The 15,514-nt window shown below is 65.3% G+C and carries 14 protein-coding genes; 13 read left to right on the forward strand and 1 reads right to left on the reverse strand.

The features are described from left to right. Window positions 1-19 precede the first annotated feature (19 nt). The 6 genes from ACEU5R_RS00200 to ACEU5R_RS00225 all read left to right on the forward strand — a co-directional run bounded on the left by ACEU5R_RS00200 (window position 20) and on the right by ACEU5R_RS00225 (window position 7,589). Entirely contained in the window at window positions 20-1,171 is a 1,152-nt protein-coding gene (locus tag ACEU5R_RS00200; protein ID WP_392408772.1) for a polysaccharide biosynthesis/export family protein, read from the forward strand. A gap of 7 nt (window positions 1,172-1,178) precedes the next feature. Continuing rightward, window positions 1,179-2,519, forward strand: coding sequence for an ABC transporter permease (locus ACEU5R_RS00205; protein ID WP_392408773.1), 1,341 nt, complete (start codon window positions 1,179-1,181; stop codon window positions 2,517-2,519). A 9-nt stretch (window positions 2,520-2,528) separates the two neighbouring features. Next, entirely contained in the window at window positions 2,529-3,245 is a 717-nt protein-coding gene (locus ACEU5R_RS00210; RefSeq protein ID WP_392408774.1) for an ATPase, read from the forward strand. 43 nt (window positions 3,246-3,288) lie between these two features. Beyond that, window positions 3,289-4,398: a sugar ABC transporter gene (locus ACEU5R_RS00215; protein ID WP_103271184.1), complete on the forward strand. Its 1,110-nt coding sequence runs from the start codon at window positions 3,289-3,291 to the stop codon at window positions 4,396-4,398. Continuing rightward, window positions 4,391-6,307, forward strand: a complete 1,917-nt coding sequence (locus tag ACEU5R_RS00220; protein WP_392408775.1) for a tetratricopeptide repeat protein — start codon at window positions 4,391-4,393, stop codon at window positions 6,305-6,307. The genes ACEU5R_RS00215 and ACEU5R_RS00220 overlap by 8 nt, the downstream gene beginning before the upstream one ends. A 118-nt stretch (window positions 6,308-6,425) precedes the next feature. Next, window positions 6,426-7,589, forward strand: coding sequence for a polysaccharide lyase family 1 protein (locus ACEU5R_RS00225; protein WP_392408862.1), 1,164 nt, complete (start codon window positions 6,426-6,428; stop codon window positions 7,587-7,589). A 47-nt stretch (window positions 7,590-7,636) separates the two neighbouring features. Here the strand turns inward: ACEU5R_RS00225 and ACEU5R_RS00230 are convergent, their stop codons facing one another. Then, the gene (locus tag ACEU5R_RS00230; RefSeq protein ID WP_199770931.1) at window positions 7,637-8,542 is read right to left on the reverse strand and encodes a LysR family transcriptional regulator; all 906 of its coding nucleotides are present in this window, start codon (window positions 8,540-8,542) and stop codon (window positions 7,637-7,639) included. 90 nt (window positions 8,543-8,632) lie between these two features. Here ACEU5R_RS00230 and ACEU5R_RS00235 point away from each other — a divergent pair, with 90 nt between their 5' ends. The 7 genes from ACEU5R_RS00235 (at window position 8,633) to ACEU5R_RS00265 (ending at window position 15,222) form a co-directional block, all read left to right on the forward strand. Then, the gene (locus tag ACEU5R_RS00235; RefSeq protein WP_392408776.1) at window positions 8,633-10,000 is read left to right on the forward strand and encodes an MFS transporter; all 1,368 of its coding nucleotides are present in this window, start codon (window positions 8,633-8,635) and stop codon (window positions 9,998-10,000) included. Further along, window positions 9,981-10,379 carry a DUF4440 domain-containing protein gene (locus tag ACEU5R_RS00240; RefSeq protein WP_392408777.1) on the forward strand — a complete coding sequence of 133 codons (399 nt, stop codon included), beginning with the start codon at window positions 9,981-9,983 and terminating at the stop codon, window positions 10,377-10,379. Before ACEU5R_RS00235 ends, ACEU5R_RS00240 begins: the two co-directional genes overlap by 20 nt. 152 nt (window positions 10,380-10,531) lie before the next feature. Further along, a complete protein-coding gene (locus tag ACEU5R_RS00245; protein WP_392408778.1) occupies window positions 10,532-10,768 on the forward strand; it encodes a hypothetical protein in 237 nt (78 codons plus the stop codon). Between the two features lie 766 nt (window positions 10,769-11,534). Beyond that, a complete protein-coding gene (locus ACEU5R_RS00250; protein ID WP_392408779.1) occupies window positions 11,535-12,746 on the forward strand; it encodes an HAF repeat-containing protein in 1,212 nt (403 codons plus the stop codon). A gap of 43 nt (window positions 12,747-12,789) precedes the next feature. Then, on the forward strand, window positions 12,790-13,092 hold the full coding sequence (locus ACEU5R_RS00255; RefSeq protein ID WP_392408780.1) for a hypothetical protein: 303 nt from the start codon (window positions 12,790-12,792) through the stop codon (window positions 13,090-13,092). Window positions 13,093-13,597: 505 nt separating this feature from the next. Next, entirely contained in the window at window positions 13,598-13,954 is a 357-nt protein-coding gene (locus ACEU5R_RS00260) for a helix-turn-helix domain-containing protein (protein ID WP_103271193.1), read from the forward strand. After that, window positions 13,951-15,222, forward strand: coding sequence for a type II toxin-antitoxin system HipA family toxin (locus ACEU5R_RS00265; RefSeq protein ID WP_392408781.1), 1,272 nt, complete (start codon window positions 13,951-13,953; stop codon window positions 15,220-15,222). The genes ACEU5R_RS00260 and ACEU5R_RS00265 overlap by 4 nt, the downstream gene beginning before the upstream one ends. Window positions 15,223-15,514: the final 292 nt, after the last annotated feature.

Below are 15,514 nucleotides of genomic sequence, written 5' to 3' on the forward strand. Positions count from 1 at the left end.
TGGAACACGAAAGGAATCTATGCAAATGACAGTCCCGGCCGCGGGCCCGCGCCGCATCGTGGCGCCGGCCCTGCTGCTGATCACCGTGCTGACGCTCAGCGGCTGCCAGCTGCCGCGCTCCGGCCCGATGCTGAGCGAAATGACGGGCGCCCACGAGAAAGATGTGATCGTGATGCCTGTCTCGCGCGAACTGGCGCGCGCCAGCCGGGTGGCCGACGTCGCCGATTTCCCGGTGCGCTACCGCGACCTCACGCAGGCCGGCTTCGACCGCCTGGTTCCCGGAGACGGCATCAACGTGAAGGTATGGGAGCGCGGCGGGCTGGGCGTGTTCGCCGCCGATCCCTCCGGCGTCAGCGACCTGGGCGTCCAGGAGCTGGATCGCAACGGCAATGTCTCCTTCCCCATCCTGGGAAAATTCCAGGCCGGCGGCATGACGCTGGCGCAGCTGCACGACGCCATCGTGGCGCGCCTGAGCCGGCTGGTCGCGGGCGCCGATGTCAGCGTGACCCGCGCCGCCGACGCGCGCGGCCAGATGGTGACGGTGCAGGGCAACCTGACCAAGCCCGGCATGTATCCGATCACGCAGACCGCCCAGCGCCTGAGCAGCGCGTTGGCGCAGGCGGCACCGGTGCAGACCAACCCCGAACAGCTCGTCATCAGCCTGCGCCGCGACAACCAGGTGGCCTCGGTGCGGCTGTCGGACATTTACCGCAACCAGAACAACGACATCCTGCTGCGCTCCGGCGACGTCATCACCGCCTATGAATCGCGCGAGTTCCTGACCGTGCTGGGCGCGGCCGGCAACCAGGGGCGCGTGGCCATCAGCAAGCGCAACTACAGCGTGCTGGACGCGCTGGCCGATGCCAAGGGCCTGGACGACCAGACCGCCGACCCGCGCTCCGTCTTCCTGTTCACGCCGGCCCAGGCCGGCGTCGAGGGCAAGCCGGACCTGCTGCCGGTGGTGTACCAGTTCGACCTCACCCGCCCGGAGCAGGTGGCGCTGGCGCGCGACTTCAGCGTGCGCGAAGGCCAGGCCATCTACATCTCCGACGCGCCCTTCACCCAGGTGCAGAAGGTGCTGTCGGCCTTCCGCGTGACCATGAGCGCGGGCTTCAGCGCCACCCGGCAGATCGACGCCGACAAGTCCGGCGCCTCCGGCGTCAACCCATAGCGTTCCGATGAGCAACGAGGATCGGATCAAGGGATGGCGCGCGCGCAGAAAGGACAGCAGCTACGCGGTGGGAGCCGGCGTCTCGGCCTGGCGGCTGGACCCGGCCGCGCTGTTCGAGGCCCAGGCCAAGCCGGCCGTGCTGCTCAAGCCGCTGCTCGCGCGCCTGCAGGGCGAGCCGCATGACTCGGTGGCGGCGCGACGGACAGTGTACGAGGCGGTGCAGGCGGAGCTGGACGCCGAGATCGCGCGCGCCGGCGTCGACGAGACGCTGGCCGATTTTTCCCGGCGGCGGCTGCGCCTCATCGTGCGGCTGCTCGAACAGGACATCCGCGCGGGCGTCGCGGTATTCGTCCCGGGCTACATGCCGGCCCGGCTGGAAACCGAGGACCAGCGCCTGGCGCAGGCGCACGCGCGGCGCGAGGAACGGCGCAGGCAGGACGCGGCGCGCGACGCGCGACGCCACGCCTCGCGCCACGACATCGCGCTGGAAATGGAGCTGCCCCCGGGCGAGGCCGGCGACCTGGCGATCCTGCGGGCCAGGTTGAACGGCCTGCATGCACGGCATCAGCCACGCGCGGCCGGCGAGGGCTGGCCCAGCGGCCGCACGCTGCTGGCGCTGTTCGTCTATCAGCTGCACGTGATGCATGGCGAAAGCCGCATCGCCCTGCTGTGGGCGCTGGTCGGCCCGGTGGTGCTGCTGACGCTGATCTCGTCGCTGTACATCCTGATGGGCACGCACTACATCCTGGGGATGGACGTGCAGACCTTCTCGCTGCTGGGCGCGACGACCTGGATCATGTTCCGGCAGATCGTGTTCCGCAGCAGCACCGCGTATGTGTCCGCGCGCGGCCTGCTGAATTTCCAGGGCGTGACGCCCCTGATGTGCGCGCTGGTGCAGGCGCTGCTGTACGTGTCGGTGTACCTGGTGGTGTTCGTGGTCCTGATCGGCGCCGGCCATGCGCTGGAACTCATCACGCTGCCCAGGAGCTGGCCGGGATTCATGCTGTACGTGGTGCTGATGGCCTGCTGCGCCGCCGCCATGGGCCTGCTGTTCGGCGCGATCGCGACCTTCTGGCACTTCTTCCTGCGGCTGGCGCCGGTGATCGAACGCTTCCTGCAGATCTTCTCGGGCGTGTTCTTCGTCTCGGAGCAACTGCCCGAGCACCTGCGGCCCTGGATGCTGTGGCTGCCCTTCGCGCATGGCATGCAGCTATTGCGATCCGCCTACTTCGACGCGTACGCCTCGCAGGACGCGAGCCTGGGCTATTTCCTGACCTCGCTGGTGTTCCTGATGGTGCTCGCCCTGGCGGCCGAACGCCTGGCCCGCCCCAATGTCCAGCCGATGTGAGGAGGCAGGATGATCCATCTCAATGGCGTGACGGACGAACCCTATGCCTTCGGCAGCCGGCAGCCGCTGCTCGCCGGGGCCGATCTCGACATTCCGGTCGGGCGCTACGCCCTGCTCTCGCCCGCGCCCGAGCTGCACCGTCAGATCGTGGACGTGCTCTGCGGTCTGCGTCCGCCGCGCCAGGGCTTCGTCAAGCATGAAGGCAGCGTGTCCTGGGCCATCGGCCGGCAGGGTTTCATTCGCGGCAAGGCGACCGGCCTGAACATGATCGAGCTGACCTGCCAGATGTACGAGATCGACGCCGACGCCACCCGCGAACTGGTGGCGGATCTGGTCAGCGATCCCGCGACCCTGGCGCGGCCCATGGAACATTGGCCGCTGCATGCGCGGCAGGAGTTTTCGTTCGCGCTGGCGCTGGCGCCGGCGTTCGACGTCTACGTGATCGAAGGCGCCATTCCCTTCGAACCCTGCCGTTTCACCCGTCTCTGGCTGGCGCTGTTCGAGCAACGGCTGATCGGCAGGACGCTCATTCTTTCCAGTTATCGCCAGAACCAGTTGGCGGACTATTGCCTCAAGGGCCTGATTTATGAACGAAGCGCACTCCGCATCGAAGACGACCTCGACCAGTGCATCCGCAAATTCCCCCCGCGACGCTCAAGAAGCGAATCCGGCAGCGCAGGCGACGACGTTCTCGGCGGATTCGACGAGGGCCAGCTCGGCCTCTGACGGCGGCTCCGAGATCGAACGCCGCCGCCGCGAGCGACAGGCCATGGTGGGCGAGCGCCGCCGACGCCGCTGGCTCAACGCCCTCATCGTGGTGGCGCCGGTCGCCTGCGCGCTGATCTACGCGCTCAGCATCGCGACGCCGCGCTATGAAGCGGAATCGCGCTTCTTCGTGCAATCGGGTTCCGGCCAGCAGGGCGGCGGGGCCATGGCGGCCAGCCTGCTCACCACGGGCAACTCGGGCGGCATGCTGGGCGGCTTCGTCGACGGCTGGGCGGTCAGCGACTTCCTCAAGTCGCGCGACTGCATGCGGCAGCTGGACAGGAAGATCGGCCTGCGCCAGATCCTGCTCAACGCCGGCATGGACCCGGTCAACCACCTGTCCGAGGATTCGAGCGAAGACGACCTCTACCGCGCCTACCGCGCCTCGGTCCAGGTTTCCTTCAATGCGCTGGAGCAGATCGACGTGCTGCGCGTGCGCGCCTACTCGCCGCAGGACGCCGAAACCCTGTCGCGCGCCTTGATCGGCCTGGCGGAGGAATTCGTCAGCTCCATGAACGAAAAGGGCGTGGCCGACAAGCTGAAGGTGAGCGAGGAATCGGTCAGGCTGGCCGAACAGAAGGCGCTGGCGGCCCGCGAGGCGCTGACGGCCTGGCGCACCACCCACGGCAATATCGATCCCACGGCCACGGTGGCCATGCTGCTGAACCTGTCCAGTCAGCTGGAAACGGAACTGAGCGGCGCGCAGGTCAACCTGGACAAGATCCGCGCGCTGGGCAACAAGGACCACTTCATGCTCAAGCCCGCCGAAACGCAGGTCGCGGCGCTGAAAAAGCGGCTGGCGACCGTGCGCCAGCGCCTGAGCGGCGACGGCAACACCGAGGCCAGGCAACTGAAATCCTATGAGGCGCTGCGCAATACCCAGGCTTTCGCGGACTCGAACCTGACCCTGGCGCAGCAGTCGTACCAGCAGGCCGTGACCGATGCCCTGCGTCTGCAACGCTACCTGTCCATCATCGCGCAGCCGGTGTCCACCGACCGGCCCAGCAGTCCGCGCACCGCCATCCTGCTGCTGCAGGCGCTGGCGCTGGGCTTCGTGCTGATGTTCGTGCTGCGCGCGGCGATGGCCTTGCTGAGGGGATTGCGCCATGGTTGACGCGACGATCGAACGGCGCGGCGCGCGCGACGCCACGGAACCGGACGCCGCCACGCGGCTGCGTGATGTGATCCAGCGCATCCTGGAGGCGACCGATCCCGCGCAGGCCATGGCGGCGCTGGGGCCGGCGCTTGCGCAGGCGGCGGACGGCTGGCGCGACGCGCGCCGCCTGCTGGTGTCGCCCTGGATGCGCCAGGCCCGCTACGCGCCGGCGATCGCCGCGCTGGAGACAATGGTCGCCGCCTACCCCGCGCGCGTGGACGAGCGCCGCCTGCTCGCCAGCCTGCTAGGCCGCACCGAGCAATGGGACCGCGCCATCGCCCAGGCCGACGCCGCCGCCGGCATCGCGCCCGAAGACGCCTGCCTGCACGCCGCGCGCATACAGCTGCGCGTTCAGGCCGGTCGGATCGAGGACGCCGCCGGGGTCGCGCGCCAGACGCACGCCCTGGCGCTGGCCGCGCCCGCCGACGCGCACTGGTGGATGCTGGCCTACGCGCGCCACGGCGACGCGGCCGAGGCGGCCGGCATCGCGGCGGCATTGGACGCGACGAACCTGCCGAACGCGCGCGTGGCCACGGTGGCCGTGCGCGCCCTGCTCGACGACGACAGGATAGCGGCGGCCATCCGATTGGGCGACGCCGCGCTGGAAGCGGGCCACGACAGCCCGCCCCTGCGCGCCTCGCTGGGCCTGGCGCACCTGCGCCGCGCCACCGAAGACGACCGCAAGATCCATGCGCTGGCGCATTTCCAGGCGGGGCTTGCGGCCGCTCCGTCGGACGTGCGGCTGTTGACGCTGCATGGCGAAACGCTGCTGCGCGCCGGACGCTACAAGGACGCCGTGCCACCGCTGGAACAGGCCATCGCCCTGGCGCCGGAACTGGAACAGACCCGCGCCCTGTATGCGCGCGCGCTGCGCTACACGCAACGATACGACGAGGCCGCCGATCAGCTCCTGCATCTGGTCACGAAGTCTCCGGACAAGCCGCTATGGCAGCGCTCGGCCATCGGCGCGCTATCGCAGGCCGGCCGCCCGCGCGAGGCCGAGGCGCTGTTCGAGCGGTATGTCGCGCAACGCGGCCTGCGCCTGCCGCCGACCTTCCGGGAAGCCCTGGACCAATTGGACGAGCGGCTCGATAGCGCGCCGATTCCACAGGCGCGCCTGGACTGGGCCTGGTCGCTGCGCGGCGACGCACAGGCCGACCGCAAGCACTGGGAGCGCCGCGCGCGCTGGGGCCATCTGGTGGATCATCTACTGTTCGACTGGCTCGAATGCCGCGAGGACAGCGTCGAAGAGGCCATGCAGCTGCTGGGCGAACTGGACACCGGCGAACGGTTCTTCGCGCCGCTGCTGGCGGCGGGCCGGGGCGTGGTGGTCGCCACCGCCCACGTCGGTCCCATGTACGCCGGCCTGATGGCGCTGGAATTGCTGGGCATTCCGTCGCGCTGGCTGGCGACGGCGCCTCGCATCGCCCGGAGCAGCTACGCCGCCGCCCTGATCTCCACCGCCGACCAGACCGAGGCGCAGGTCGCCAAGGCCTGCATGCGCGCGCTGGCATCGGGCCATGTGCTGTGCCTGGCCGTGGACGGCGCGGCCAATCCCGCCGCGCCGCGCGCGTCCTTCGCGGGACAGGAAGTGACGTATTCCGGTTTCGCGGCCCATCTGGCGCATCGCCAGGGCGTGCCGTCAGTGTTCTATGCGCCTCGCTGGGAGAACGGCAGGGTGGCCTACACGCTGGCGCTGCTGCCCGCCGCGACGCCCGGCGAGGACGCCGACGCCTATGCCCTGCGCTGGCGGCAGGCCTATTTCGAACATCTGCGCGCGCATGTGGCCGGTCCGCCGGAGAACCTGCGCCTGAGCGGCGGCATCTGGCGTCATGTGCAGGCCGCGGATCGATCCGCGCCGCGTTAAGGAGTGAGTCACCATGAAATCACGCATGCATTCCACCGCGGCGGCGACGCCCCGGCAACCGCGCGGGTTGCGCAATGGCGGGCTGGCCCGCGCGCTGCGCTGGCTGCCCGCCCTGGCCCTGCTGCATGGCGGCGCGGCGCTGGCGAGCGAGTCCTGCGCCAGCCCCGATGAGCGCTGTGCCTTTGTCTCCGCGCTGCTGCAACAGCGCGAAGGCTACGGCGCCAAGGCCACGGGCGGGCTGGGCGGACGCTTCATCGAAGTCACCTCCGACCAGGATTCAGGCCCGGGAACGCTGCGCGCCGCGCTGGCGCAGGCCAAGAAAGGTCCGACCTGGATCCGCTTCGCGTCCGACATGACGATCGTGCTGGACAAGCAGCTGCGCGTGCCGTCCAACACCACCATCGACGGACGCGGCCGGCGCGTGGCGTTGATCGACGACGGCCTGGGCGTGTATGGCAGCCAGAACGTCATCCTGACCCATCTGACCATCGACGGCCGCCTGAACCGGCTCACGCAGGCCGTGAACGTGGCCAACGGCAGCCGCGACGTCTGGGTCGATCACCTGGACCTGTCGCGCATGTCGGACCGGCTGCTCAACGTGAAGAACGGTTCGACGGACGTGACGATATCGTGGACCAAGTTCCACAACTCGAACAAGGTCATGCTGCTCAACAACATCACGTCCAAGAACCTGTTCGAGAACTACGACCGCGACGCGATCGCGCGCGTGACGCTGCACCACAACTACTTCTTCAACACGGTGCAGCGCAATCCCCGGGGGCAGTTCGGCACCTTTCATCTATTCAACAACCTGCTGGAGAACTGGGACTTCTACGGCATGAGCTTCAGCCTGGAAGCCAAGGCCTTGGTCGAGGGCAACATCTTCAACAACGACGCCAAGCGCCAATGCGTGGAGCCGGAGTTCTTCCCGACGGTGGAAGGCGTCAAGGTGAACTACTGCCGCTACATCCCCGAGGCCGCCAGGCGCAGCGCGCTGGACAACGGCGCGTCGGACGAGGGCGCCTATCAGAACCTGAAAGCCCAGAATGGCTACACGCGCGACTACAAGGCCTTCCTGCGGCTGAAGGACAATCTGTACCTGGGCGACGCCAAGCCGGTATTGCAGGACTATCGACCGGAAGCCGCGCCCACGCCGCCATATTGCTATGGCTATGAACGGCCCACGGCGGAACTGGCGGACAGGATCCGCAAGTACGCGGGGAATACGTCGGGGGATACGCCGCTGCCGGCGGCGCGGGCCGGGACGGGCTGCTCGCCGTAAGGGGCCTTGACCGCGCGGCCATGGCCGGCGCCGCGCGCTCCGCGCACTCAAGCCTCGCCCAGGCGCTCGCACAGAAAATCGATGAACGCCCGCGTCTTGCGCGGCAGATGACCGCTGTTCGGAAATACCACGTTGATCGGTTGTTGCGGCAAGGCATGGCCGGGCAGGATCCGCCGCAGCGCGCCGCTCGCCAGGTCGTCCTCGACGAACCAGGCGGGTAGCAGCGCCACGCCCAGCCCGGACCGCGCCATGGCCCGGATGGCGGTCGATGAGTTGGACTGGTGGGCAGCCCGTCCGGCGATGTCCACGCGCTGTCCGTTGGCGCTGCGCAGCGTCCAGGCCGTGGGATGGGACAGATTGCTGTTGGCGATCCAGGGCGCGGCGGCCAGATCCGCCGGCCTCCGGACGGGATGCTGGCGCAGGAAGGCCTGGGACGCCACCAGCACGATGTCGTACTGCGCCAGCTTGCGGCTCCTGAAGCTGGAGTCCGCCAGGTTGCCCAGGCGCACCACCAGATCCAGCTTTTCCGCCAGCAGGTCGCTCAGGGAAGCGTTGACGTCGTAGCAGACCGAGATGCCCGGATGCTGCGCCACGAAGTCCGGGATCAACGGCAGGACGAACCGCTCGCCATATTCGCTGGTGGTGCTGATGCGCAGCTTGCCGGAAATCCGCCGGCCCTGATGCATGATGTTTTCAAACGCGCCTTCCATGTCGCGCACGACGTCCTTGAATTCGTCGTGGAACGCCTTGCCCGCCTCGGTCAGCGAGAGCGCGCGCGTGCTGCGGACCAGCAGCGTCACCGCCAGCGCCTCTTCCAGCGCCTTGACGTGCAGGCTGGCCATGGCCTTGCTGATCCCCAGGAAATCCGCCGCCTTGGTATAGGAACCGAAGTCGACCACGGCGAGGAAAGTCTGCGCCTGATTGAGCAGCGTATGCATGGCTGGCCGGGTCATTGTTCAATCCCATCAAACAAAGAATCAAGCATATCCATATCGACGGCGCCCGTCCACGCTCGCTACGCTTGCGGCCCTGGAGTGAGCAAGATGACGTACCGATACCGACTGGCCGCCGTGTTCCTGATGGGGTTCTTTGTCGACTGCATCAATATATTCATGCCCGCGATCGCCCTGCCCACGATCGCGGCCGAGTTCCACGTCGGCGTGTCGGCCGGCGCCTGGGTCGCCAATGCCTACATGCTGGGCTTGACGCTGGCCATTCCGGTCAGCACCTGGCTGGCCGGCCGCTGGGGCGCGCGCAGGCTCATGGCCGGATCCATGCTGGCGTTCGCGCTGGCGGTCTGGGCCTGCGGCCTGGCCGGCACGTTCGGCCAGCTGATCGGCTGGCGCTTCGTCCAGGGCATGGCCGGCGGCCTGATGATTCCGGTGGGACAGGCCGCCGCCTTCAATCTGTTCCAGGGACCTGAGCGCGCGCGGATCTCCACGCTGGTCATGGCGGTGGCGCTGATCGCGCCCGCGCTCTCGCCGTGGCTGGGCGGGCTGATCGTGGATCATGGGTCCTGGCGCTTGATCTTCCATTCGAACATTCCGCTGGCGCTGGCCGCCGCGGCGCTGGCCTGGGGCTGGGTGCGCGACACCCCGTCCGAGCGTCCGCCGCGTCCGGACCTCAAGGGGCTGGCGCTGATCAGCATCGCGCTGGCCAGCCTGCTGACCGGCATGTCGCTCTATGGCGCCGGCCAGGACATGACGCCGGCCTGGATTTGTCTGGCGACGGGCGCGGCATCCGCCTTGGCGTATGTCGTCCACTATCGCGGATCGACCCATGCCATCGTGGAACTGAAACTGCTCGGCAGCCCGCGCCTGCGCCTGTCGGTCGCTATCTATCACGCCATTCCCGGCGTCTTCACCGGCGTGAACCTGCTCAACATTTTCTATCTGCAGGACGTGCTGGGCATGAGCGCGCGGGCCACCGGCACGCTCATGATCGTCTACGCCTGCGGCGCCTTCGTGGCCATGATGGCCGGCGGCCGGTTGTACAACCGGGCCGGCATGCGGCCGTTGTTCCTGGCCAGCATGGCGCTGCACAGCCTGGGCGTGGCCGCGCTGGCCGGCGTGACGGCCGCGACCGACACCTGGCTGCTGGTCGCCGCCTACGGCCTGATGGGACTGGGCGGCGGCATGGGCGCAAACACCGCGCAGACCACTGCGCTGCTGGACTTCGACGGCCGGCAGACGCATCAGGCCAGCGTCATCTGGAACATCAACCGGCAAATGGCGTTCAGCGTCGGCGCGGCGTTCTTCCTGATGATCTTCAATTCCCTCGCCACCCACCTGGATGCCAGCCGGGCCTATCACCTGACGTTCGTGATCGCGTCGTTGATGGGACTGTTGCCCGCGCTGCAACTGGGATTCTTCAATACAGGAAAACGCCATCGTGCAGGACACAGCCATTGAACTGGCCACGCGCAACATCCACCGGGTCCACGACCTGATCCATGCCATCTTCACCCACCCGACGGACTCGCAGGCCGCGCTGGACGCGCTGCTGCCCATGTTCACGCCCGGGTTCAGCATGGTCACCACGGCGGGCGATGTCGTCGCGCTGGGCCAGGTGACGCAGATGTTCAGGCTCGCTGCCGGCAAGCGTCCGGGACTGGAGATCGCCGTGGCCGAGGTGCAGCCGGTCTGGCAGGATGAAACCGGCATCGCGATGCGCTACCGGGAAACCCATCGGCTGAATGGGGTGGAAACCTCGCGCCGCTCCATCGTGATCATGCAGCGGGCGAGCCAGGGCTTGCTGTGGCACTATCTGCAGGAAACGGCCTTGCCTTGATCGCGCCTTCACGGCCAGCCTTGTCCACCGCGTCATCGGGATCGGCGCGGCGGCCCTACCCGGCGCGGATGCAGCCGTCCGCCCGGCATGCCGCCCAGGCTTGAATTCGTCCGGGTATTCAAGCGATGCAAGCTGATTCAGGCATCTGAAAAATGAGCGAACTGAACGTGGAAATCGACCTGGCCAAATGCCTGACGCAGCACGGCTTTGTCCGGCACATGAACGAGATATTCCAATTCCCGGGAGACTTCTGGAATGCCGTCAGCGTCGTCGACAGCGGCATGCAGGACCTGGGCTGGATTGCGGAGCGGCGCATCAACATCACGCTGGTCAATCTGAACAAGGCGAAAAAGAAACCCAACGACGGTCCGAATCATGGCCTGAAGTAGGCCATGGATCGCTTTGACATGTACCAGCGATACTGGGACCGCCCTGGCAGGCAGAAGTCATTTCATGTCGCGTGCCGCGACTGAACGGGACGCGCGGATAGGGGAATCGGGCCGCGCCTGCTGCGCAGGCATCCTGGGCAGCGCAAACAGATCAACCAATCAACGAACATCACCAACAGAAATGGATCTGGGTTTTCACCGGCGAATCAGCCCAATTCTGCTCCGCGGTCTTTGACGATAAGGCGCTCGCCGAGGAATGGATCAGAAGCCAGTCCGTGTCGGGCGTGCTGACGAGAATGCCGCTGAACCTGAGCGCCTATGACTGGGCAACGGGCGCGGGACACTTCGTGCCCAGGCGGGACGAGCAGAAGAGGCCGAGGTTCATACTGCGGTTCAGCTGCGCGTCGCTGGAGCATGGGCACTATGTGGATGGGACGCAAGGCTGAGTGTTCGCCAGGGAAACCATCGATTATTCGCTGCGAAGGACGCTCGATGCCCTGATGGCGTGAATAGGCCTCGCGAGCCGAGGCCGATTCCAGATCGCCGCCGGCCAATTCCGCCACTATCTCTCAGCCTCCAATCGCGCTTCCGGGCCACCAAAGAAGCCCTGAGCTATTGGGCTGGTGTTTTCAATACCAATCACACATTGGCGCACGAATATTATCTCGTGCTTGAATGCGGTCTCTAGATTTCACAAGACTGTTCACTGCCCGCAAGAAAATCGTCTTTTATCGTCAGCTCGTTCGTTTCCTCTTGGAGAATACGCATGACTGCTTCGGTTTCTTGTTTTTCTTTGGTTATCTCCGGCAGCCTGCTGCTTGCCATTCCCGTGGCTCAGGCGGGGCCCATGCAGGATATAGGCGCGTCCTCGGGCCCGCAGTGCGTAGGCCTGAATGTCAACGATTCCGGATATGTAGTGGGCATCTGCTCCGAATCGAACGGGTCGGCATCGGGCTTTGTCGCGCAGGCGGCTGGCAATGCCGTGGATCTGGCGCATCTGGTCGCAGGTCGCAATTGCGCGGCAGGCGCCATCACCAATGTGGGCCGCATCGTCGGCCGTTGCTTTAACAGCAATTCGCTGTACACGGGTGTCGTCTGGAATGCCACGGCCCCCACGCCTGTACAGGCTTTGCAGGCGTTGGTTGGCGGTGTTCGCACCAAAGTCACCGCCTTGAGCCAGAGCGGCGCCATTGCGGGGGTCAGTGTCAGCGCAGACAACACCGCGCTGCCCGTGATGTGGCGCAATAACGAGACGACCGCCCGTTCGTTGCCTGCAGGGTTGTTGGGGCTGGTTGCCACGAACTGCATGCCAGCCGACATTGATGATTATTCCGAAAATCCCACGATGCCCAGCATCGTCGGCAACTGCCCAGGCAGCAATGGCCGACCCCAGCCTGTGCTCTGGTCACCGGGGTTGTTGGGCGCCTATGCGTCCGCCGCGCTGCCCTTGCCCGCCGATGCGCTGTATTGCCGTGCCGGCCAGTTAGTAAACGCGCGCATCCTGGGCCAGTGCGATTTTGGCGCACAAGGCGGCCACGCAGTGCTGTGGAACAATCCGACCTCTGCGCCCATGGTGCTGACCACCGGCGCCCAGCGCAGCGTTGCCATGAAGTTGAACTCCCATGGTCAGGTCATAGGCAAGTACGCCAACACCAATGGGGATTCAATTCCTTTTTATTGGGATAGCACGACAAATATCCGCACGGATATTCCCGCGCCGATCGGCGGCCTGCATCCCTCGGTGACGGATATCGGCAACAATGGCAACGTCATCGGTTCCAGCGAAATGAACGATGGTACCCGCCATGCCTTCAAATGGACTCTTGGTGGCGGTTCGGTGGACTTGGGCACGCTGCCAGGGGGCAAGAACAGCGGAGCCATCGCACTCAGCCAGGACGGATGCTATCTGGCAGGCGGCAGCGAAACGGGCTCAGGGCAGGATTTACACGCAATCGTGCAGAACCTCTGCACACCGTGATTGCATGAACCACCTTTTGTTCCAACCGCAAATGGAGCATCTTATGAACCCATCAGGTTTCCCTGGTCGCCGCTCAATTCACAAGTCCGTCTGTTGCTTCTTCTTGTTTCTCTTGTCGATGAGCACTTACGCTCAAAGTCATGCACAGGGCTCGAAGGACGATTTGGTTGGAAAATATCTGCAACTTGGCAAGGACGTGGCTCGCAATAGTGGTGCGTGGTTGGAGCGGGCAAACGGTGATGACCTGTCTGAAGAGGACATTGACGAGATGATCACCGACGTTGACTCCGACGGAAGTCCTCCGATAACTGCCGAGGAATTCCGCCGGATCATGTCAGAGGAATAGGATATCCAAACGGCTCCCACTGACGTTCTCCCAAAAAACCGGGGGCGACGCCATCACTCATCCCTGCCGCCGTCCTCGCTCGCCCATTGACTGGGGTGGTGTTTACGGGACGGAGGTCATATCGAGCCAAAGCGAGACTGCGATGACAACAATCCATGTGATACGCCGAAGACCGCATTTAGAGGCCAAAAGGCGTGCCTAATTATGGGGAGGCTGTGGGCAGATATCACTGATTGCCAGCGCAGCCCACACGAGAAATTTCCCATAAGGTCAAAAACTTAGGAAACCTCTCAGAATCACAAGGTAGATGTGATGCTCAAAATGAGCGGGCGACGGGAATCGAATCCTGCACATAGCCTATTGATTCATGCTTGGTTATCCCTGCCCACAGAGCAGCGATAGGCTTGATTCCGTACCATTTGACATCTGTTGGCGAACTCTTGCTACAGGCTATAAATTTCCCTATTATGGACAAAATTTGATTTTTTTGTCCATAATAGCAAACATGCCTCGCAAACCACCTGTTGTCTTTCCCCAAGAGCAGCGCCTGCTCTCCGAGCTGGGTGAACGGCTGCGTCTTGCGCGCAAGAGGCGCAAGCTGAGCAGCGCGGTAGTGGCACAACGTGCGGGGATTTCCAGGACCACCGTGTACAAGGTCGAGGCAGGCGCCCCGGGCGCGACCCTGGGCACCTATGTCAGGGTACTGGCTGTACTGGGCCTTGAAGGCGATCTCAATCTGCTGGCTGCCGACGACCGGATCGGGCGCAAATTGCAGGATCTGGCGTTGGAGCCATCACCCGATGCCAGGCGCCGAAAGGTCGCTAGCCCTTCGTCGGCCCGGAACCGCGAGGGGTCTGAATGAGCAAGCAGCAGGACAGCGCCCTGGAAGTCTGGCTGGACGATGACCTCGGCCCTCCATGTCTGGTCGGCACGCTGGCTCATGACCGTGGCCAGATCCGCTTTCACTACGAACGGGACTGGCTCAAAGACCCTCGCGCCTTTGCGCTGGACCCCGGCCTCTCCCTGGACGAGCACCCCTTCTTTCCGAAGCCGGAACTGGGCAACTTCGGGATCTTCCTGGACTCATCGCCTGACCGCTGGGGCCAAACGCTAATGAAGCGCCGTGAGGCATTGCTGGCCAAGGACGAGAAGCGGCCGCCCCGCACGCTCTACGCCTGGGACTTCCTGGTTGGTGTGCAGGACCAGACCCGCCAGGGCGCATTGCGCTTTCGTCGGCCGGGCACGGAAACCTTCCTTGGTGACGAGAAGATGGCGGCTCCGCCAGTGACGACCTTGCGCGAACTGGAAGCAGTGGCCTATCAGCTCAGCAACCGGCGCATCGACGACCTCGATGCCCTGCGCAGGTGGCTGGCGGTACTTGTCGCGCCGGGTGCCTCGTTGGGCGGGGCCAGGCCGAAGGCCAACTTCACCGAAGCCGACGGCTCGCTCTGGATCGCCAAGTTCCCCGCCCGTGATGACGACCGGGACGTTGGAGCCTGGGAGTACGTTGCTCATCAACTGGCCCGGAAGGCTGGCGTGGATGTGCCCCCCGCAAGACTGATCAGGCTGGGCAACGACTTTCACACCTTCTGCGTGCAAAGGTTCGATCGCACACATGGCGCCCGGCGCTTCTACGCCTCGGCGATGACGCTGCTGCGCAAGACGCAGAGCGAAGGCACGAGCTACCTGGAACTGGCGCAGTTCATCCGGGCCCAGGGCGATGCGGAACATGCAGACGCAGACCTGGCACAACTTTTCCGTCGCGTGGCATTCAACGTCGCGATCGGCAACCGAGACGATCACCTGCGCAACCACGGCTTCGTGCTTGGCAAGACAGGGTGGTGCCTCGCGCCAGCGTTTGACGTCAACCCGAACATCGACAAAGCGGAGCATGTCCTGAACATCGACGACGTCGACAATCGGCCGAATCTGCAGATGGTTCTCGGCACGGCGGCGTTCTACGGACTTGGCGACGGCCCTGCCCGGCAGGTGGTGGAGGAAGTGGCGGCAGCGGTCGATGTGTGGCAGGAAGCAGCGCGCAGGGCTGGTATTGCAGGGGCCGATATTGCTCTGACGGCGGGAGCTTTCGTGGCCCATGCAGAGTTTCGTGCAGTCGCAGGTCGGGACTGAAACTTTTCCACGTCAGCGTTCAACATCGCCGTCATCAGCTGGGCGACCCCGCCCCAACGAAAGCGCCAGGCCTTGTGCGGCCATGGGGAGGCACACAAAGGAAAAGCCCGAGAGCATCCGCCAACGTGTGTAGCTTTTCCGAGCCAAGCCGATGCCTTCCCATTCCAACGTACACACCAATGCACATCAGTGAGTTGGTGCGAGCTTGGCGTCCTCGCTTGTGCTATCGCATCAACAATCCGGATCCGCCGCTACCGTATTCCGATCTACACATGAATCTAAACATTCGACG

Origin of the sequence: Achromobacter sp. 413638 (genome assembly GCF_043119405.1) — a bacterium.
Taxonomy (GTDB): Bacteria; Pseudomonadota; Gammaproteobacteria; order Burkholderiales; family Burkholderiaceae_B; genus Achromobacter.